General features: G+C 55.5%; 19 protein-coding genes. 14 read left to right on the top strand and 5 right to left on the bottom strand.

Going from position 1 to position 18,497, the window contains the following annotated elements; genetic code table 11:
• Positions 1-3: 3 nt before the first annotated feature.
• Positions 4-1,215, top strand: coding sequence for a beta-ketoacyl-ACP synthase I (gene fabB, locus ACNQ6O_RS02975; RefSeq protein WP_418051749.1), 1,212 nt, complete (start codon positions 4-6; stop codon positions 1,213-1,215).
• Here the strand turns inward: fabB and ACNQ6O_RS02970 are convergent, their stop codons facing one another.
• Entirely contained in the window at positions 1,216-1,572 is a 357-nt protein-coding gene (locus ACNQ6O_RS02970) for a helix-turn-helix domain-containing protein (protein ID WP_418051748.1), read from the bottom strand.
• Positions 1,573-1,892: 320 nt separating this feature from the next.
• On the opposite strand from ACNQ6O_RS02970, the gene sufB reads away from it, so the two are divergent.
• From sufB to ACNQ6O_RS02935, 7 genes are read left to right on the top strand one after another with little or no spacing between them, the layout of a single operon-like run.
• Positions 1,893-3,341: a Fe-S cluster assembly protein SufB gene (gene sufB, locus ACNQ6O_RS02965; RefSeq protein WP_418051747.1), complete on the top strand. Its 1,449-nt coding sequence runs from the start codon at positions 1,893-1,895 to the stop codon at positions 3,339-3,341.
• A gap of 51 nt (positions 3,342-3,392) precedes the next feature.
• Positions 3,393-4,154, top strand: a complete 762-nt coding sequence (gene sufC / locus ACNQ6O_RS02960; protein ID WP_418051746.1) for a Fe-S cluster assembly ATPase SufC — start codon at positions 3,393-3,395, stop codon at positions 4,152-4,154.
• A 15-nt stretch (positions 4,155-4,169) separates the two neighbouring features.
• A complete protein-coding gene (gene sufD / locus ACNQ6O_RS02955) occupies positions 4,170-5,456 on the top strand; it encodes a Fe-S cluster assembly protein SufD (protein WP_418051745.1) in 1,287 nt (428 codons plus the stop codon).
• Between the two features lie 4 nt (positions 5,457-5,460).
• A complete protein-coding gene (locus ACNQ6O_RS02950) occupies positions 5,461-6,714 on the top strand; it encodes an aminotransferase class V-fold PLP-dependent enzyme (RefSeq protein WP_418051744.1) in 1,254 nt (417 codons plus the stop codon).
• A gap of 12 nt (positions 6,715-6,726) precedes the next feature.
• On the top strand, positions 6,727-7,083 hold the full coding sequence (locus ACNQ6O_RS02945) for a HesB/IscA family protein (RefSeq protein ID WP_418051743.1): 357 nt from the start codon (positions 6,727-6,729) through the stop codon (positions 7,081-7,083).
• Between the two features lie 18 nt (positions 7,084-7,101).
• Complete coding sequence (gene sufT / locus ACNQ6O_RS02940) at positions 7,102-7,644, top strand: putative Fe-S cluster assembly protein SufT (protein WP_418052261.1); 543 nt, start codon at positions 7,102-7,104, stop codon at positions 7,642-7,644.
• The gene (locus tag ACNQ6O_RS02935) at positions 7,641-8,102 is read left to right on the top strand and encodes a SufE family protein (protein WP_418051742.1); all 462 of its coding nucleotides are present in this window, start codon (positions 7,641-7,643) and stop codon (positions 8,100-8,102) included. Before sufT ends, ACNQ6O_RS02935 begins: the two co-directional genes overlap by 4 nt.
• A gap of 2 nt (positions 8,103-8,104) precedes the next feature.
• Here ACNQ6O_RS02935 and ACNQ6O_RS02930 read toward each other — a convergent pair whose 3' ends face one another.
• Both ACNQ6O_RS02930 and ACNQ6O_RS02925 read right to left on the bottom strand, forming a co-directional pair.
• On the bottom strand, positions 8,105-9,316 hold the full coding sequence (locus ACNQ6O_RS02930) for a flagellar assembly protein T N-terminal domain-containing protein (RefSeq protein ID WP_418051741.1): 1,212 nt from the start codon (positions 9,314-9,316) through the stop codon (positions 8,105-8,107).
• Positions 9,317-9,349: 33 nt separating this feature from the next.
• Positions 9,350-9,892: an LPP20 family lipoprotein gene (locus ACNQ6O_RS02925; protein ID WP_418051740.1), complete on the bottom strand. Its 543-nt coding sequence runs from the start codon at positions 9,890-9,892 to the stop codon at positions 9,350-9,352.
• Between the two features lie 244 nt (positions 9,893-10,136).
• Here ACNQ6O_RS02925 and traF point away from each other — a divergent pair, with 244 nt between their 5' ends.
• From traF to trmL, 4 genes are all read left to right on the top strand, one after another.
• Positions 10,137-11,462 carry a conjugal transfer protein TraF gene (gene traF, locus ACNQ6O_RS02920; RefSeq protein WP_418051739.1) on the top strand — a complete coding sequence of 442 codons (1,326 nt, stop codon included), beginning with the start codon at positions 10,137-10,139 and terminating at the stop codon, positions 11,460-11,462.
• 145 nt (positions 11,463-11,607) lie between these two features.
• Positions 11,608-12,711, top strand: coding sequence for a multifunctional CCA tRNA nucleotidyl transferase/2'3'-cyclic phosphodiesterase/2'nucleotidase/phosphatase (locus ACNQ6O_RS02915; protein ID WP_418051738.1), 1,104 nt, complete (start codon positions 11,608-11,610; stop codon positions 12,709-12,711).
• Positions 12,712-12,825: 114 nt separating this feature from the next.
• On the top strand, positions 12,826-14,004 hold the full coding sequence (locus ACNQ6O_RS02910; protein WP_418051737.1) for an acetyl-CoA C-acetyltransferase: 1,179 nt from the start codon (positions 12,826-12,828) through the stop codon (positions 14,002-14,004).
• Between the two features lie 5 nt (positions 14,005-14,009).
• Positions 14,010-14,474 (top strand): tRNA (uridine(34)/cytosine(34)/5-carboxymethylaminomethyluridine(34)-2'-O)-methyltransferase TrmL, encoded by a 465-nt coding sequence (gene trmL, locus ACNQ6O_RS02905; protein ID WP_418051736.1) that lies wholly within the window; start codon positions 14,010-14,012, stop codon positions 14,472-14,474.
• A gap of 65 nt (positions 14,475-14,539) precedes the next feature.
• On the opposite strand, the gene secB is transcribed toward trmL, so the two are convergent.
• Together secB and ACNQ6O_RS02895 are read right to left on the bottom strand one after the other, a co-directional pair.
• The gene (gene secB / locus ACNQ6O_RS02900) at positions 14,540-15,037 is read right to left on the bottom strand and encodes a protein-export chaperone SecB (RefSeq protein WP_418051735.1); all 498 of its coding nucleotides are present in this window, start codon (positions 15,035-15,037) and stop codon (positions 14,540-14,542) included.
• A 137-nt stretch (positions 15,038-15,174) separates the two neighbouring features.
• Complete coding sequence (locus ACNQ6O_RS02895) at positions 15,175-15,591, bottom strand: rhodanese-like domain-containing protein (protein ID WP_418051734.1); 417 nt, start codon at positions 15,589-15,591, stop codon at positions 15,175-15,177.
• Positions 15,592-15,753: 162 nt separating this feature from the next.
• On the opposite strand from ACNQ6O_RS02895, the gene gpmM reads away from it, so the two are divergent.
• Positions 15,754-17,301, top strand: coding sequence for a 2,3-bisphosphoglycerate-independent phosphoglycerate mutase (gene gpmM / locus ACNQ6O_RS02890; protein ID WP_418051733.1), 1,548 nt, complete (start codon positions 15,754-15,756; stop codon positions 17,299-17,301).
• Between the two features lie 20 nt (positions 17,302-17,321).
• A complete protein-coding gene (locus tag ACNQ6O_RS02885; protein ID WP_418051732.1) occupies positions 17,322-18,458 on the top strand; it encodes a murein hydrolase activator EnvC family protein in 1,137 nt (378 codons plus the stop codon).
• Positions 18,459-18,497 lie beyond the last annotated feature (39 nt).

Genomic DNA, 18,497 nt, shown 5'->3' with positions numbered 1-18,497 from the left:
AAGATGCGTCGTGTTGTAATCACTGGCATGGGAATAGTCTCCAGCCTTGGAACCAATCAAAAAGAAGTTGCGGAGTCTCTGCGTGAGTCCCGTTCCGGCATTGCCCTGAGCGAAGAAGCTAGGGACAACGGCTTGCGCAGCCACGTTTCAGGCCGTATCGACCTGAATCTATCCGAGCTGATTGATCGCAAGATCTGGCGCTTTATGTGCCCGGCGGCTGGTTATAGCTATCTGGCCACCAAGGAAGCCATTGAACAGGCAGGCCTGACTGACGAACAAATTCGCGCTAACACCACGGGGGCCGTGTTTGGCACCGGCGGCGCCTCTACCGTAGAGTTACTGGATGCCATCGACACCCATCGAGACAAAGGCATTCGCCGGGTTGGCCCGTACCGCGTTCCTCGCACCATGGGCAGCGCCATCAACGCGTCCATCACCACGGCCTTTGGTATTACTGGCATCAACTACGGCATCACGTCCGCTTGTGCTACCAGTGCTCACTGTATCGGCCACGCAGCCGATCAAATTGCGCTGGGTCGCCAGGATGTCATGCTCGCCGGTGGCGGCGAAGACATTCACTGGACTCTGAGCCTCATGTTCGATGCCATGGGTGCGCTATCCACCAAGTACAACGACACACCGGAACTGGCCTCTCGTACCTACGATGCAGACCGCGACGGCTTCGTAATCTCTGGCGGCGGCGGGACCTTGGTTCTGGAAGCGCTGGAACACGCAGAAGCACGCGGCGCAACTATCCTGGCCGAGCTGGTTGGTTTTGGTGCCACTTCCGACGGCGCCGACATGGTCGCACCGAGTGGCGAAGGCGCTATTCGCTGCATGCAACAGGCGATGGCCAATATCGATGGTGAGATTAACTACATCAACACCCACGGCACCAGCACACCTGCCGGTGATATCACGGAACTGCAAGCACTCAGAAAAACCTTTGGTGACAAGATTCCGCCCCTGAGCTCAACCAAACCTCTGTGCGGTCACGCTCTGGGCGCGGCGGGTGTACACGAAGCCATCTACTCTCTGATCATGCAAAGAGAAGGCTTTATCGCACCATCGGCCAACATCCAGAATCTGGACGAAGGTGCGGAAGGCTTCCCGATTGTCCGTGAGCGCATGGACAACCAGAATCTGGATTTGGTGATGAGTAACAGCTTCGGTTTTGGCGGCACGAACGCCACTCTGATTTTCAAAAAAGTCTGATCAGGACATTTTAAGCGAGCGATATTCAGCCGGCGGCGTTCCCATCCAGCGTTTGAACGCCCGGCTGAATGCGCTCAATTCCGAAAAACCAAGCTGTTCGGCAATCTCTACCAACGGCTTGGACTTATCCTTCATGTAAGTGATGGCCTGTTCTCGCCGAACCTGCTCCAGCAATGCCGCAAACGTTAGCCCTTCCTGCCGCAATTTTTTGTGCAACGTGTAACGACTCATATTCAATTGCCCCGCAACGGTTTCAACACCGACTTTCCCTCGCGCTAATTGAATCTTAATCAACGAACTGACACGCCCACCCAAAGATCTCATTGATGCTTCCGGCACCAGATTTTCAGATCTCATATTACTCCCTCCCGCTACCCGTTTAGATTTGAGCATAGTACATACTCGTCAGCGTACACATGTTAGCCGAAAAGGATCAATAAGACCTTTGAGCAAGATCAATAGAAAAGGCCCCGGAACCGTCATGCGCGCAGCTCACCTGTAGGGCTGCACGCACGATTAAGGTATAATCCTTACACGACCGATTTAATACCTGACTAAATTAGTCTGGTATTGTATAATCATTCGCCAGAAGCGATGGGAGGAGCCCTTTTACATTCGGCCCCCCGGCGAAACACAGGGCACCATGCCCCAGATGAGAGAATTACGGAGCGACGATCATGGCGACCACCGACAATGAGGTGAAAGAGCTGATCAAACGGGAATACGAACATGGTTTCGTAACCGAAATTGAATCAGACACCTTCGAACCCGGCCTCAATGAAGATGTAATCCGCCGCCTGTCAGAAATCAAGCAAGAACCTGAATTCATGCTTGAATGGCGCTTGAAGGCCTATCGTCGTTGGCTGGACATGGAAGAACCCGAATGGGCCCACGTCGATTTCCCGAAGGTGGACTACAACGCCATCTCCTACTATTCGGCGCCCAAGAAAAAAGAAGACATGCCTCAGAGCTTGGACGAAGTCGATCCGGAGCTGCTGCGCACCTATGAAAAACTGGGCATTCCGCTGCACGAACGCGCTAAATTAGCCGGCGTTGCGGTTGATGCGGTTTTCGACTCGGTTTCTGTAGCCACCACGTTCAAAGAACCCCTGGAAAAAGCCGGCGTTATTTTCTGCCCGATTTCCGAAGCGGTGCACAAGCATCCCGAGTTAATCAAAAAGTACTTGGGCAGTGTGGTTCCTGCCGGCGATAACTACTTCGCCGCGCTGAACTCTGCAGTCTTCTCCGATGGCTCCTTCGTGTACATTCCGAAAGGTGTCCGCTGCCCCATGGAGCTGTCCACCTATTTCCGGATCAATGCTGCTAACACCGGTCAGTTCGAGCGCACCCTGATCGTTGCCGAAGAAGGCAGTTACGTGAGCTACCTGGAAGGTTGTACCGCCCCCATGCGGGACGAAAATCAGCTGCACGCAGCCGTTGTCGAAATCGTTATCCTCGACGACGCCCAGGTTAAGTACTCCACCGTACAGAACTGGTACCCGGGCGATGAGCACGGTAAAGGCGGCATCTACAACTTCGTAACCAAGCGCGCCGCCTGTATTGGTAAAAACTCCAAGGTGTCCTGGACTCAGGTCGAAACCGGCTCTGCCATCACTTGGAAATACCCGAGCTGCGTACTACGTGGTGATAACAGTGTCGGCGAGTTCTACTCCGTCGCCCTGACCCACAACTACCAGCAGGCTGACACCGGCACCAAGATGATCCACCTTGGAAAAAACACCAAGAGCACGATCATTTCCAAAGGTATCTCTGCCGGCCGCAGCTCCAACGCATACCGCGGCTTGGTGAAATTCGGCCCTGCAGCCGATGGCGCGCGCAACTTTACCCAGTGTGATTCGCTGTTGATCGGCGACCGCTGTGGCGCTCACACCTTCCCGTACATCGAGAGCAAGAATAAGTCGGCCATCGTGGAACACGAAGCCACCACCTCCAAGGTCAGCGACGAGCAGATGTTCCTCTGCCGCCAGCGCGGTATCGACCCGGAGCAGGCCGTTTCCATGATTGTGAACGGCTTCTGTAAAGAGGTATTCAAAGAGCTTCCGATGGAGTTTGCGGTAGAAGCCGGCAAGCTACTGGAAGTTAGCCTCGAAGGCTCTGTTGGTTAAGTACGACGGCAAACACAAAGAATTCAGACGGTTAAAAGAGAGAAGCAACAAATGCTGAGCATTAAAAACCTGCACGCATCCGTTGAGGACAAAGAAATCCTCAAAGGCATTAACCTGGAGATCAAACCCGGGGAAGTTCATGCCATCATGGGCCCCAACGGTTCCGGTAAGAGCACCCTGTCACAGGTTCTGGCAGGCAATGAGGCATTTGAAGTCACCAGCGGTGAAGTCACCCTGAACGGTGAAAACCTGCTGGACCGCTCCATCGAAGAGCGTGCCCGAGACGGCGTTTTTCTCGCCTTCCAATACCCGGTAGAAATTCCCGGCGTGAGCAACCTTCAGTTCCTTCGCACCGCCGTTAACGCCATGCGCAAGCACCGCGGCGAAGAAGATATGAACGCTGCGGAATTCATGAAGCTGGCCAAAGAAGTGTCCAAGCAGGTCGATTTGGACCCGTCTTTCCTCAAGCGCGGTGTTAACGAAGACTTCTCCGGTGGTGAGAAAAAGCGTAACGAAATCATGCAAGCCTTGCTGCTTCAGCCGAAGCTGGCAATTCTGGACGAAACCGACTCCGGCCTCGATATCGACGCTCTGCAAGTCGTTTCCAACGGCGTTAACGCTCTGCGCGCTGAAGACCGCGCCATCCTGATGGTCACTCACTACCAGCGCTTGCTTAACCACATCGTGCCTGATTACGTGCACGTACTGGCGGGCGGCAGGATCGTTAAATCCGGCGGCCGTGAACTGGCACTTGAACTGGAAGAACGCGGTTACGGCTGGTTGGGAATCAAAGACGAAGACACCAGCAACTGATCAGGAGGCCGCGGAATGAAACAAGCACCAATGCTTTCCAGCGCCTTCCTGCACCCGGCTGGGCAGTCTCTGCCTGAGCCGTTGCTGGCGCTGCGCAAACAACGGGCAAGCCTTTTGGTCGACATGCCATTGCCAACCCGTAAAACCGAAAACTGGAAGTACTCCAGCAAGTATTTGAAGCTATCTGACGAGATGACCATTTCCTTGCCGGCTGAAGGCAAAACCGGCAACAGCTTGGCTGTACCCGGTTATAAAGTGGTCTTCCGTAACGGGATAATGATCCCTGAAGCCAGCGAGTACCCGGATCTCGACGGTATTACCATCCAAAGCTTCAGTGACCTGAACAACGAAGAAGCGGATGTTCTCGCCCTCCTGCTTGGCTGCACCCTTGACCACGATCAGGCGCAATTTGCCCGTTTGAACGGTGCACGCTTTGATGACGGCCTACTGGTACGCCTTGCGCCCGGTGCGGTTCTGGACCAGCCGCTGTTCATCATCCATGAAACAGCAGCAGACGCCAGCGGCTCCGCGTTCCCGCGTATTTATGTAGAAGCCGGAGCAAACAGCCAAATCACTCTGGTGGAAGAGTACACCTCCAGCGGCGAGGCCCCCGCGTTCGTCAACACCGTCACGGAAATCAGCCTCGCCGATGGCGCAAACGTCACCAGCGTTCGCCTGAATATGGAAGGCGAGTCGGTTCAGCACATCGGCGCGACCGGCGTTGTTCAAAACCGCGGTTCACGCTTTGAAAGCCACTGCGTTGGTTTTGGTGGCCCGCTACGCCGACACGACCTGCAAGTGCGTCTGGTTGGCGAAGAGGCCGAAACCAAACTCAATGGCGTTGTGGTTACCCAAGGCAAGCAGCACTACGACAACCACACCTCCATCGATCATGTAGCGGCCCATTGCAACAGTGAAGAGACCTACCGGAATATCGCGGCGGATCAATCCCACGCGATCTTCAACGGGCGCATTCATATTCACCAGGACGCGCAAAAGTCCTTCGCGGATATGAACAACAAAAACCTGTTGCTGAACAACGGTGCGGAAATCGACACCAAGCCGGAACTGGAAATTTACGCGGACGACGTAAAGTGTGCTCACGGCGCCACCATCGGCCAGTTGGACGAAGAATCCATTTTCTACCTGCTGTCTCGGGGCATTGGCCGCCGCGACGCAAACGTACTGCTCACCATGGCGTTCATCAACGAATTGGTTAGCCAGATACCGGTAGAAGCCGTGCGGGAAACAGCCCAAGTTCGGTTGAACGAATTCTTCGAGCAAACCTTCCAGGAGATCTGAAGGCATGAGCGATCTGTCCATGGCAAACAACACCGACACCAAGGCGTTTGACGTAGAACGCATCCGTCGCGACTTCCCGATCTTGGCCCAAGAGGTTAACGGGAAACCGTTGGTGTATCTGGACAACGGCGCCTCGGCCCAAAAACCGATCGCCGTGTTGGACGCCATGGACCGTTACTACCGGGAAATGCACTCCAACGTGCACCGGGGAGCTCATACCCTTGGCGACCGTGCCACAGCTGCCTTTGAAGGCGCTCGAGAAACGGTCCGGAGCTTTGTAAACGCGCCCAGCTCGCGCGAAATAATCTGGACCCGAGGCACCACCGAAGCCATCAACCTGGTCGCCAACGGCTTGGCTTCTCGCCTGAAAGAAGGCGACGAGATTCTGGTCAGCCACATGGAGCACCACGCCAACATCGTGCCTTGGCAAATGGTGGCTGAACGCACGGGTGCCAAAGTTGTGCCTGTTCAGGTGACCCCCGAGGGCGAACTGGATCTGGAATCATTCAACAATCTGTTGAATGAGCGCACTCGCATTCTGGCCATCACCCACGTATCCAACGTACTGGGCACGGTGAACCCGATTGCCTCGCTCATCAAGCAGGCCAAAGATCAGGGCGTACTGACCCTGATAGATGGCGCCCAAGCGGTTCCTCATTTCAAGCCTGACGTCCAGGCCTTGGATTGTGATTTCTACGTGTTCTCGTCCCACAAACTGTTCGGCCCAACCGGCATCGGTGTGCTTTACGGTCGCGCGGAATTGCTGGAACAGATGCCTCCCTATCAGGGCGGCGGCGAAATGATTGAACGGGTTTCATTCGAGCGGACTACCTGGAACGTTCTGCCTTACAAATTCGAGGCAGGCACGCCGGCCATTGCTGAAGCAGTAGGCCTGGCTGCGGCCATCCGTTATCTGGACAGCCTCGACAGAAAAGCCATGGAAGCGGCCGAGAACGCCCTTCTGGCCCGCGCCAACGAGCTGGTGAGTACGGTACCGGGCATGGAAATTATCGGCACTGCTGCAAACAAAGTACCGGTGATGTCATTCAAGATCGCCGGGCTACACCCCAGCGACATCGGCACCCTGCTGGACCAGCAAGGCATCGCCATTCGCACGGGCCACCACTGCGCCATGCCGCTTATGGATTTCTACGGAGTACCCGGTACAGCCCGGGCTTCATTTGCGTTTTACAATACGCTGGAAGAGGTCGAGCAATTGTTCGCCGGCCTTCAGAAAATTCAGCGCCTGTTTACCTGAGGAGGTGGAAACATGTCAGCCGAAGTCTTCACCCCGAACGATGTCAACGTGACCATGACGCCCACGGCCGTCAAACACGTTCGCAAACAACTGGATAAGAAACCTGACGCCAAGGGCATTCGCCTCGCCATAAGAAAGAGTGGCTGCTCCGGTTTCAAATATGAAACCGAGTGGGTAGAGGAAGCCGCGACCGACGATCGTATTTTCTCAATCGACGGTGTGGATGTTTACGTCAAGCAGGAACACCTCCCCCTGGTTAACGGCATTGAAATCGACTTTGTCACCGAGGGAGTCAACTCCCTGTTTCGTTTCCGCAACCCCAACGCTACCGCAGAATGTGGGTGTGGCGAGAGCTTTACGGTGTCTTAAACAGAGGCTTTATTGAGCATGCAAGAACGGGAAGTTGTCCTGACGAAGCGCGAAGTGGAAGCACGTTTGGTGCCCGCCGGAACTGAAATCATGATTCCGTCGGATACCTTTGTGACCATCACCCAATCACTGGGTGGCACATTCACCGTTGCGGTCAACGGCAACCTGGCTCGCATCGAAGGCCACGACGCAGATGCTCTGGGCAAACAACCGCTGGAAAGCAGCTTCGAAACACCGGCAGATGGCACGGTGAACGAGAACCAGGTCTGGGAAGCCATGCGCAGCGCCTATGACCCGGAAATCCCGGTAAATGTGGTCGATCTGGGGCTGATTTACGAGTGCAAAATTGAAAACGGCACTGAAGACGGCAACCAGGTCTACATCAAAATGACCCTGACTGCAGCCGGCTGCGGTATGGGCCCGGTGATAACCGAAGACGTGAAGCGCAAGGTAGAGCACGTGCCCAACGTCGATAAGGTGACGATGGAGCTTACGTTCGACCCGCCTTGGAACAACGACATGCTGACTGATGAAGCCAAACTTGAACTGGGTATGCTATGACCGCTAGCAAACAGCAATTTCTGGACAACCCTCTCGGCCAAAAAACCTCACTGGAAGACGTTCTGGACGCCTTTGAGTTTCTGGATGACTGGGAAGATCGTTACGCTTTCATCATCGATCTGGGCAAGCAATTACCCGAGTTTCCGGATGAGGCGCGTACCGAAGAGAACTACGTGCATGGCTGCCAAAGCCAGGTATGGGTTATTCACCAGTACGACGAAGACAGCGGCAAACTGTTCCTGCTGATAGATTCCGACGCCATGATCGTTCGCGGCTTGGCAGCCATCATTTTGGTGGCCCTGAACGCCAAATCACCCCGAGAACTGCTGGCGACCGATATTGACGAACTGTTCGAGCAACTCGACCTGATGCGTCACATCTCCCCCACTCGCGGCAACGGCCTGCGAGCTATGGTCAGCAAGATCCGGGACATTGCAGCGACCGAAGCCGCTGCCTGAGATCACCAGATGATCGCCAGATCATCCCGCTGCACATTGATCTGACTCCCGGTAGTCCCGAGGCTACCGGTACTGAAGTCCGGGTGAACACTGTCCAGCGTGATCGTCACCCCTGCATCAGCAAGTTCTGGCGTCCCCCCCAGTGAATCGAAATAACGCTGACTGCGATAGATGCTGAGTTCGTCGCCGGGGCGCAAGCCCGCGGTAGCACCGGATGCCAACGTGACCTTGTCATCAACCACACGGGTAATGCGAGCCATAAAGGGCTGACAGTTCAAAGCACTGCTGACAGTTGCCGCCATCTCATCGATCACGCCCGAAACTGCGGCCCCCCACTCGCTTTTCTCGAACCCGGCAGACGCAAAGCCTGCCGTGCCACGACCGCTTGGGCTCCAATTGGCAACGGTTTCGAAACGTTTACGGAATACAGGCGAGCCACTGAAACCGTCAAACACCATCACCTCTGCTTCGAAGCGCCGAGTCTTATCACCAAACCCCAGCCCTCGCTGCATTTTTTCAAAGACCGAACTTCCCCATGCGTCGGGATCCGACAGTCCCATATCGCGAATCACACCCGACACGACAAACTGGGCACCAAGCTCGCGAGCCAACTGCACCACATTGGTCAAATGGTTGCTGGCCATATTGGATTGTGTTGTCGGCGCATCCGGTAAATTGCTGAACAAACGAAGCGAGGTGGCACCGAGCACCTGAAGCGTGCCCTGCTTTTGCATTCGCGCGACCAACGCTTGGGGCAATTGCTCACCCGCATCATCCAGCCCAGGGTCACCACCTTGAGACGGCATTACAATCGGAAAGCCTGTCACCGCAACACGTTTACGCAACCCCGATGCCTCTCCAGCCTGGCAGGTGGCACCACCGCCTACGGTTTTATCGGAAAGTTCGGCACGGACGACCACTCGCAACAAGTTTCCACGGCGATACTCATCGACGATGGTCGCGTTACTGAGTTCCACATTCGACGACAGCTCGGTTTTGGATTCAGTAAGCTGCCCGTTTTCCACAGTATCCTGAGTGCTGATTCGCGTCTGATATTGCAGCGCCAAGTCTCGCATCGCTGCTTGCCGGGCTTCGGCACGGGCCTGATCCAGGTTATCCTCGCGAATGTTGGCATGACCAACACCCTCAAGTACCGTCGCGCCCGCCCAACCCGAGCAGATCACCATCAAACACAAAAACACGATGCGAGTCATAACGTTCCCAAAGCCTGCCGACGCGCAGCCGGCTTAATCCAGATAGTAAAGTGAATCAATTTTTTTACCTTCCGCCTTCTTGGTTGCCACGTCGTTTGTCGGCTCGTAATGACTGGGCATCGGGGTTGCGCAGACATCCCGCACTTGATCATCATCCACTTGAGACGCGCACTTCAGAAACCGTGTTTCAAGCTTCAACTCCATAACGGTTTCAACCACACCACCGGGATGCTCTTTTACGGACAACGTGCGGGCCCCACGAATGTAGCTGTCCACGTATGCGCGGAAGCTATCGTCCTTCAGCGCAAATTCATTCACCGTCGAATGACCATAGATAACCGTGCCGTATACTCGCTCCGCCAGATTGCGATAGGCATCCAGCTTCGAAGCTCTGAGCGCCATCAACCGCTGCTGAGGGTTTGAACGGCCTTGCTGAGCTTGCCCGTAAACACCAAAACCACTCACCTCGACCACCATTGACTCGAACTCATCCGAGGCATCTTGCTTACCTCCGGTTGCACAGCCAACGAACAGCATGGCCAGCAACACGGACAGAAAGCGCCATCTCAGTGTCATTATCTTGTCTCCGGAAAACAGGTTTCTCATAACCATGAAAAAATCACGCCATCATAGATAACTATATGATTAGAAAAGCCGTTCAAATAAAACTAAACTTTCCAGTCAACAAAACGGCAAGATTTTGCCTTAGTTTACGAATCAGGAACAAACCGTTACGACTTGCCAGCTGTTTATCGCGAACACCTAGCCTAATCTCCTTATTACCACGGCCCCCTAAACAACATACACAAGCAGGCTCCACATGAACGCTACACGCTTTAACAAACTCTCCCTGGCCATCGGCCTGTCCATCGCGACCACCTCCGCACTGGCCAGTCCCCAAGCCTTCATGTCGTCACGCTCCTTTGCCATGGCCGGAACCGGCGTCGCCGTAGCTTCGCCGTCTGCCGCGCCGGGCACCAATCCGGCCATGATGGCGTCACAGCAACACGACTGGGCGGATGATTTTGGATTGATGCTGCCGTCCTTTAACGTTCGCGCGGCAGACGAAGAAGAAACCATCGATCAAATTGACGATATTCAAGATGTTATTGATCAGTTTGAACAAGATGTCGCTGCACTCGAAAGCAATGTGAACAATGAGAACGCACAAGCTATTGGAACCACAGCAGGAGACCTTCGAGACCGACTGGTAAATTTCGATAAAGACACTGTGCGCATAAACGCAGGGCTTGGGTTGGGGCTAGCAGTCCCGGGCAGCACGATTTCGGTCGGTTTCATGACCAATGCAAACCTTACGGCCACCGTTCGAGGTGAACTTTCATCCAACGACAAAAACTTCCTCGAAGCCCTTGTAAACGCAGCCAATTCAGGTGCTTCCTCTGCCGCACAAGTGAAAGCTGAGGTGGAGAAACGTGAAGCCGAGGATGGCGGCGAGATCGAGTTTGACTCCCGCGGCCGAATCCTCGCCTCTGCAGTTGTTGAAGCTGGGGTCAGCATTGCCAAAACCTTCCAACTAAACAACGGCGAAAGCTTTCAGCTAGGCATAACCCCGAAATATGTTGAGCTGCGCACCTTCCAATACACAGAAACCGTTTCCGGCTTTGAAGACGACGAATTCGACGGTGACGATTACCAAACCGAAAAAAGCGGTTTCAACGTAGACGTCGGCGTGGCTTACGCCTTCGGTGAAAATCAGGAATGGAACGCAGGAGTCGTGGTGAAAAACCTGATCCCAATGGAACTGGACTCGGCACAAAGCCGTCCCGCGCTGGAAGACAAATACACACTGGAGCTCAACCCCATGCTCACCGCCGGCATAGCCCATAAAGGCAGCTTCCATGTCGTCACCGCCGAGCTGGACCTGACCAAAAAAGAAGCCTTCGGTTACGAAGACGACACCCAGTGGCTGGCTGTTGGTGCTGAATTTGATGTCTGGCGTTACGCCCAGTTGCGCGCAGGCGTTCGTCACAACCTGGCCAGCAACAGCGACAACGATGGCATTGAAGAGACCACCCAGTTCACCGCCGGCTTTGGCCTGAACGTACTGGGCGCTCGCCTGGATCTAGGCGCACTGTACAGCAGCGCTGATGTAGGTGCCGCTATCGAGCTTGGCGCTGCCTTCTAAGCAACCTTTGATCACTTCGGGGGCACGCAACCTGCCCCCGAACGTGTTCCCCTCCCTCCGATTTGCGTCACTTCCCTAACGCGCCGATAATCCCGCCTACGATTTCAGCCAAATACGGCACCTAATACCAACCAGGGCGAACAACATGGAAATCTACCTTGTGGGCGGCGCGGTGCGCGATAGACGACTGGGCATTCCGGTCAAAGATCGCGACTGGGTTGTGGTCGGCGCCACGCCGGAAGCCATGACACAAAAAGGCTACCGTCAGGTGGGAGCTGATTTTCCGGTCTTTCTGCACCCCAAAACCGGAGAAGAGTACGCCCTTGCCCGCACAGAGAGAAAACAAGGCCACGGCTACCACGGCTTTACCGTTTACAGCGCCCCAGACGTCACACTTGAAGAAGACCTGTTACGCCGTGACCTGACTATTAACGCCATGGCTGAGCGCGAAGATGGCACTTTGGTTGACCCATTCAATGGCCTAGCCGATCTGGAACAGAAAACCCTTCGGCACGTCTCTGAGGCTTTCGCCGAAGACCCACTGCGCATTTTGAGAACTGCCCGTTTCGCCGCCCGTTTTCACCCACTAGGTTTCACCATCTGCCCGGACACCACGGCACTGATGAGAGACATGATCCGCAGCGGTGAGCTAGAGCATCTGGTGCCGGAACGCGTGTGGCAGGAAGTTCAGCGTGCGCTGCACGAAAAGTCTCCCAATGTCTTTTTTCAGGTACTGCACGAGCTGGGTGCTCTGAGCTTTCTGGCACCCGAACTGGCCGACTCCGAACGCTTCGAGTCAGGCCTTAAGGCTTTGCAGTGCATAAGCGCCCAAAACAGCACGACCGCCCAGCGATTTGCGGCGTTGCTAAGCGGCCTACCTGAGCCAGAGGCCAGCGCCAGAGCAAAGGCCATGAAAAGTCCGAACGACTGTCGGGATCTCACCCGGCTTGTTTGCTTGTTCGCCGGCTGGCTTTCACAACACAACGACGGCGCCCTACCCCCTGAAGCCGTGCTGGACATGTTTGACCAAGCAGACCTGTGGCGCCGGCCTGAGCGCTTCGATCAGCTATTAGCTACCCTTGCCTGCACATCCCATCAAGCGCATGTGGAGCCACTGAACATCGCGGCCGACTCCGCGAAGGGTGTTAGCCCGCAAGATCTGCTGAAGCAAGGATTCAAGGGCAAAGAGCTGGGAAACGCCATTCGCAACGAGCGGCTTGTCCGGATCACGCAGGCCGTGGCGCCATAACTCGACTTTGGTGGTTTTGGCGCACTCGGGCTTTCCCGCTACAATACCTGCCAATACTTTTCATTCCCGGGCAGCCGACCGGCTGAACCTGCATCTATACAACGGAGAGTTTCCATGCGTGATGTTGTCATTGTTGCCGCAAAACGTACCGCCATCGGCAGTTTTGGTGGTGGCCTGTCGAGCGTTCGTGCTGACCAACTCGGCGCGGCTGTCATCAAAGCCCTGATGGAAGACACCGGCGTTGCCGGCGAGCAAATCAGCGAAGTCATCCTCGGGCAGGTCCTGACTGCCGGCAGCGGCCAGAACCCAGCCCGCCAAGCCAGCATCCATGCCGGGCTTCCAGTATCGGTACCGGCCATGACCATCAACAAGGTCTGCGGCTCTGGCTTGAAGGCGGTTCACATGGCAGTTCAGTCCATCCGCTGCGGCGATGCTGACATCATCATTGCCGGTGGTCAGGAAAACATGAGTCAGGCTCCCCACGTACTGCCCAACAGCCGTAACGGTCAGCGCATGGGCAACTGGAACATGGTCGATACCATGATCAACGACGGCCTTTGGGATGCCTTTAACGATTACCACATGGGCATCACCGCCGAGAACATTGTTGAGAAGTACGGCATCAGCCGTGAAGAGCAAGATGAATTCGCCGCGGCTTCCCAGCAAAAAGCCGTCGCCGCCCAGAACGACGGACGCTTTGACGGCCAGATCGTTCCGGTCAGCATACCGCAGCGCAAGGGTGACCCGATCGTTGTTGATAAAGATGAATGCCCTCGAGATGGTGTATCCGCCGAAGGTCTCGCCAAACTACGCCCAGCGTTCAAGAAAGACGGCTCGGTCACTGCCGGCAATGCGTCTTCGCTGAACGATGGCGCCGCCGCCGTCATGGTATGCAGTGCCGAGAAAGCCAAAGAACTGGGCTTGACGCCGCTGGCCACCATTAAAGCCCACGCCAATGCCGGCGTTGACCCTACTATTATGGGCACCGGCCCAATCCCTGCCAGCCAGCGTTGCCTGGAGCGTGCCGGCTGGACAGCGGCCGACCTTGATCTGGTCGAAGCCAACGAAGCGTTTGCGGCGCAAGCGATTTCCGTTAACCGCGATATGGGCTGGGATACCAGCAAGGTCAACGTAAACGGTGGCGCCATAGCCCTCGGCCACCCAATTGGCGCCTCCGGCTGCCGGATCCTGGTTACCCTGCTGCACGAAATGCAGCGCCGTAACGCCAAGAAAGGTCTGGCCACGCTGTGCATTGGCGGCGGCTTGGGCGTTGCCCTGGCTGTAGAGCGCTAAGACGGGTGTTACACGTTGTTTTGTATGAGCCGGAAATACCGCCGAACACCGGCAATATTATCCGGCTCTGCGCCAACACCGGCTGCCAGCTGCATCTGATCGAGCCTTTGGGGTTTTCCCTCGAAGACAAGCAGATGCGCCGGGCCGGGTTAGACTACAGCGAATACGCCACGGTAAAGATCCACAAGGATTACGAAAGCTTTCTGGAGGCTGAGCGCCCTGAGCGGCTGTTCGGGCTTACGACTAAAGGTACTCGCCATTACCATGAGGTAGCCTATCAGGACGGTGACTACCTGATGTTCGGCCCCGAGACTCGCGGCTTACCGGTGGATGTCCGTGAAGGCCTCGAAGAAAGCCATCGGCTTCGGGTTCCTATGCAGCCTGAGAGTCGCAGCTTGAACCTGTCCAACACGGCGGCTCTGGTCGTGTACGAAGCCTGGCGTCAGCTGGGGTTTCCCGGCGCAAGCTGAGTGTTTCGAGCAGACATAAAAAAACCGGCTTAAGCCGGTTTTTTTAGTTAGGAAGTGCACAACGCTTAGTGCGTTTGTTCTGCACCGGCCTCACCGGCCGTTTCTTCCTGCTTCTTCTTCAACGCCTGTGCGTAGATGGCATCAAAGTTTACCGGCGCCAGCATCAAGGCCGGGAAGCTGCCTTTACCCACAGCACCATCAATGGCTTCACGCGCATAAGGGAACAGAATCGTCGGGCAGTAAGCACCCAGCATCTGACCCAGCTGAGGCCCTTCAATACCGGCCACCATGAAGACACCGGCCTGCTGAATCTCAACGATGTAAGCAACCTTCTCGTCCAGCTTGGCTGTCACGGTCATCGACAGTACCACTTCATACTGATTGTCGCTGACTTTGGTGTGAGCGGTATTCAGGTCCAAGTTTACCTGCGGCTTCCACTGCTCCTGAAACACCATCGGTGCATTCGGTGATTCAAAAGAGAGGTCCTTCACATAAATACGCTGAAGGGCAAACTGGGGTTGATTCTGGTTTTCATTGCCTGCGGCTTGCTGATTCTCAGCCATGATCCGTCCTTTCGTTTTTATTTCGTAGCATGGGCAGAGCCCATTGTCCTAGTCACGCTTTGCCGGAACAGTCTACTGCCTGCCCCGGACAAGTAATGTGAAACAGTGCGATAGATCGCCGATCAGATCAAGCCCTATTACTTCTTAACCAAGGGCAAGTTGCTGGCTTTCCAGTCGGCAATGCCGCCGTTCAAGCGCACAACTTCTGAAAACCCGGCTTCTTTAAGTTGTTTGACCGCCATTGCAGAGTGCTGGCCCATCTTGTCCACCACCACAATCTGCTTTTCCTTGTGCTTGTTCAGTTCGTTCAAACGATCTTTCAAGCCACTCAAGGGAATGTTGATCGCACCGGTAATGCGCCCTTCGCCAAAGTCTTTGCGGTCACGAATGTCCAGTACCACGGCTTCATCCCGGTTAATCAAACTAACCGCGCCCTGCGCAGAAATTTTTGCGCCACCGCGACGAGATTCAAGAACCAGAATCGCCAGAATCAGCGCGACAAAAATTGACACCAGAATGTAGTGATTAACAACAAATTCAAACAAACGATCCATGGAGCGCTACCCTGAAAATTAGTTTGGCCGGATTATACACACCCACACCCGCTCAAAGAAGGCGGGCAACCCTGAGCGTTACCGCGTGGCCTGCACAAATGAAAACGGTTACAATCTACCCCACTTTTTATTCGTTAATTCTACAACTAACCGGACAATACGATGACCGCGACGCGCAAGCCCACTGCACTGATTATCCTCGACGGCTGGGGCCACCGTGACCCGGCTGATGACAACGCCATCTCGAACGCCAACACCCCGTTTTGGGACAAGCTCTGGCAGAACCAGCCGAAAACCCTGATCAACACCTCAGGTATGTTTGTCGGCCTGCCACAAGGCCAGATGGGCAACTCGGAAGTCGGCCACATGAACCTTGGCGCTGGCCGAGTGGTGTATCAGAGCCTGACGCGCATCGATAAAGACCTTGAAGACGGCGAGTTCCAAAACAACCCCGCCCTGTGCAGCGCCATCGACAAAGCCGCCAACAACGGCAAAGCCGTACACATTATGGGCCTGCTGTCTCCCGGCGGCGTACACAGCCACGAAGACCATATTCTGGCTGCCGCTGAACTGGCTGCCGCGCGCGGTGCGAAAGAAGTGTATATCCACGCGTTCCTCGATGGCCGCGACATGCCGCCACGCAGCGCCCGCCCTTCGCTGGAAAAAGCCGCTGCCAAGATGGAAAGCCTGGGCGTTGGCCGCGTTGCCAGCATCGTCGGACGCTACTTTGCGATGGACCGCGATAACCGCTGGGATCGCGTAGAAACTGCTTACAATGTGATGACTCTCGGCGAAGCCGAGTTCACTTGTGCCGACCCAGTCACCGCACTGGAGCAGGCCTACGAGCGCGGTGAGAACGACGAGTTTGTGAAAGCCACCCGCATTCATAAAGACGGCCAAGCGGAAGGCACTATCAACGACGGTGACGCCGTTCTGTTCATGAACTTCCGCGCCGACCGTGCTCGGGAAATGACCCGCACCTTCGTAGAGTCGGATTTCGACGGATTCGATCGCCGCAAGCACCCGGAACTGGCCGATTTCGTCATGCTGACCGAATATGCCGCTGACATTAAAACCTCTTGCGCCTACCCACCCGAGCAGTTAAGCAACGGCTTGGGCGAGTACATGGCAAAACTGGGCAAAACCCAGCTGCGCATCTCCGAAACCGAGAAATACGCGCACGTTACCTTCTTCTTCAATGGCGGCATGGAAACTCCATTCAAAGGTGAGGATCGCATTCTGGTGCCGTCTCCGAAAGTCGCCACCTACGACCTGCAACCTGAGATGAGCGCTCCGGAGGTCACAGACAAGCTGGTAGAAGCCATCAAGAGCGGTAAGTACGATCTGATCGTCTGCAACTACGCCAACGGCGACATGGTTGGCCACACAGGAAAACTGGACGCCGCCATCAAAGCGGCCGAGTGCCTCGACCAGTGTGTTCAGCGGGTAGTTGAAGCGCTGGACGAAGTGGGCGGTGAAGCACTCATCACAGCCGACCACGGCAACTGCGAACAGATGACCGACCCAAGCTCGGGCCAGGTACACACCTCTCACACCATTGGCCCCGTACCTTTGGTTTATACCGGCCCACGCGCCATCACTCTGAAAGACAACGGCAGCCTGAGCGACATCGCACCTACGCTGCTGACACTGATGGGTGATAAAGCGCCGGAAGAGATGACCGGCCAAAATCTGGCTGAAATAGGCTGATCGCTATAACGGCGAGTATTTTGAAACGTCTTATTGCCTTGGCGCTGGCCCTCTCCTTGGGGGCTGCACCGCTGCATGCCGAGCAAGACGTCACGCCCGAACAGGTTGATGCGCTGAAGAAGCGCATCGCCAACATCGACGAGTGGCTGGCCGATGCGGAAGAAGACCGCTCAAAGCTGGAACAACAGCTCGCCGCTACCGAGCGAAACATCAGCAAGCTCACACGGGAGCGCCGAGAGCTCCGTAATCAGGCTGCCGAGCAGAAGAGCCGCCTGCAAAAGCTGAAAAAACAAGAGCACGAACTCGCCAACACCCTGAACGTTCAGCGCCAAAGCCTGATGAAACAAATACGGGCCGCCTGGAGGGAAGGCGAGGCTCCCGCCCTGAAAATTCTGCTGAACGAAACCGAACCGGGCAATCTCGCCCGTACCATGACCTATTACGAGTATCTGAGCAAAGATACCGTCGAGCGGCTGGAAGCCTTTCAGAAAAGTCTCCGCGAATTAAAAGCAGCCCGCGCTGAAGTGCAGGCGACACGGGTAGAATTGGCCAAGACCGAAGCAGGTCTGGAGCAGCGCCAAAGCCGCTTGGCCGAGAGCCGAAAAGAGCGAAACAAAACGTTGGTCGCTTTGAAGAGCGACATCAAAGATCGCCGAAATGAAAAGAAGAGCCTAGAAGCCGACCAACAACGGCTCGAAAAGCTGCTTGAGGAAGTTCAGCAAGCCATTGCCAATATTCCCTCTCCCAACGAGTCGCGCCCCTTCAAATCACAACGCAGCAAACTTGGCTGGCCGGTACAGGGGAAAGTGGTCAGCCAATACGGTGCCCTGTACGCAGACGGCAAGCTGCGCCGAAACGGCATGATCATTAACACTCAGGAAGAGGCCGAGGTAACCGCGGTACACCATGGCCGGGTTGTCTTTGCCAACTGGCTTCGTGGCTTTGGCCTGATGACCATCATAGATCACGGCGATGGCTACATGACGCTATACGGCCATAGCAGCAGCCTGTTTACCACTCCGGGCGATTGGGTTACACCCGGTCAAACCATTGCCTTGTCTGGCCGCACCGGAGGCACCCAAGATCCAGCGCTCTATTTTGAAGTGCGCAAGAACGGCAAACCAGTGAATCCGCGTACCTGGCTGAACAAACTTTAAGCTGAGAACTGAAGGGCTGACAAACCTTCTTGTGAGCGC

The organism is Marinobacter sp. SBS5, from assembly GCF_048285575.1.
Classification (GTDB): Bacteria; Pseudomonadota; Gammaproteobacteria; order Pseudomonadales; family Oleiphilaceae; genus Marinobacter.
The sequence above is the reverse complement of the archived record's forward strand: the minus strand, read 5'-3'. Positions and strand labels throughout refer to the sequence as shown.